General features: G+C 62.9%; 1 protein-coding gene. It reads right to left on the bottom strand.

Annotated elements, in window-relative coordinates; genetic code table 11:
* Nucleotides 1-651: 651 nt before the first annotated feature.
* Nucleotides 652-1,458, bottom strand: a complete 807-nt coding sequence (locus ACFTZB_RS45490) for an enoyl-CoA hydratase/isomerase family protein (RefSeq protein WP_378442556.1) — start codon at nucleotides 1,456-1,458, stop codon at nucleotides 652-654.
* Between the last annotated feature and the right edge of the window lie 161 nt (nucleotides 1,459-1,619).

Below are 1,619 nucleotides of genomic sequence, written 5' to 3'. Positions count from 1 at the left end.
GGCGCGGGGTGGGAGCAGTGGGGGAGGAATTGCGCGCGGGTTCGGAGGCGAACGGACGGGCGGCGGTGGTCATGATCCTCCTTCATCGGACCGGGGAACGGCGACTCCGCCGACGCGGCAACAGCCGGGATCGACCGAGATCGGCCGGGACCGCAGGCGACCCAGCTGGGCTATTTTACAGCCATCGCAAGCTCGCAGCCGGACCGGAATGTCGAGTCGAAGAGGTAGGGCAAACCTTCGCTGCGCCAGCGTGTCACGATTCGGTTATGGCTCGATGCCGTCGACATTGGCGCTCGCAATCATTGCTTATCAATTTCCGCATGCGTGCGCAACTGGCTGGCAAATACTGGCACTGGGGAGGGTCGATTGCAGTCTGGGCTCCCGAGTTCACCCGGGTAGAATGAGCGGGCGCGGAGTGATGAGTAGCGCAGAACGCAATCCGCCCCCCACCAGCGAAAATGTCATAGACGCGGTTATCAGCACATCGAAAGGTTCTGTCTACCAGTTTATTTACAAGTAATGTCCTTGAATACCTAGTTGGAGCCGCTGGGCCAGACTGAAGCGCGTCTCCGGATCGATTCCGGACAACCGGGTGGCGTCTTCAAGAGTGTGTTGATCGTGTGCGCATGCGGTTGCGCTTCTCTGTAGTCGTCAGCTGAGCGGAGCCGTCGAATGGGGGATCCACCCTCCAGTGAAGAGGGGGGTTGTTTTCGTGAGGAACGCTTCACGTGCGGCTGGCGCGTCGGCGGTCGCGAAGTTGATGACCTGCGCCCGGCCTTCTGCCTCGAGCGCCGAACGGAACGAGCTGGCGCTACCGGAATTCATCAGTGCCTTGGTTTGGGCGAGCGCGACCGGAGGTCCTGCGGTGAGACGTTGCGCGATTTCGTCGACATGTGAGTCGAGTTCCTCGGGCGCCACCACCCAGGTGACCAGCCCCAGCGCGGCGGCTTCCTCTGCGTCGATGAGCTCGGGAAGCATGGTCAATCGCTTGGCTTGCTGCAGACCGACGAGCCGGGGCAGCAGCCAGGTGCCACCGAAGTCCGGTGACAGGCCCCGGTGTACGAAGATCTGGCCGAAGCGTGCGGTGCTGGATGCGACCACGAAGTCGCAGCACAACGCGATATTCCAGCCGGCTCCGACGGCGACCCCCTCCACTCGTGCGATGACGGGAATGGGCAGTTCCATGAGGGCGGAGGCGGCACGATTCAGGCGCCGCAGACTCGCTGTCGGGTGGTCATCTCTCTTGCCGCCCAGATCGGTGCCGGAGCAGAAGTCTTTCCCAGCGCCGGTAATGATCAGCACTCGCGCGTCGGGATCGGATGCGACGGCTTCGAGTGCGTCGCCCAGGGTAGCCCATCCCGCGGCATCCAAAGCATTCTTCACCCGGGGCCGATTGAGAGTGAGCGTGATGATCCCGCCGTTGCGGGCTACCTCGATCCGGTCGTCGTGGACGGTCACGCTCGATCCGACTGGAGCGGATGGGAAATCGGCGGCCGGTTGCTCGGTCATCGAATAACTCCTCCTTCTTCCCTCACGGAAGATCTGTTGCAGCGGGAGCTCGTATGAAGCGCCCGACATCGATCGGGCGCTCCACATGGTCGGTTTCCGCTGTTCGGGTG

Origin of the sequence: Rhodococcus sp. NPDC057014, from assembly GCF_042673295.1 — a bacterium.
Lineage (GTDB): Bacteria > Actinomycetota > Actinomycetes > Mycobacteriales > Mycobacteriaceae > Rhodococcus_F.
Note: the sequence above shows the minus strand (reverse complement) of the source record. Positions and strands in the feature narration are given on the sequence as shown.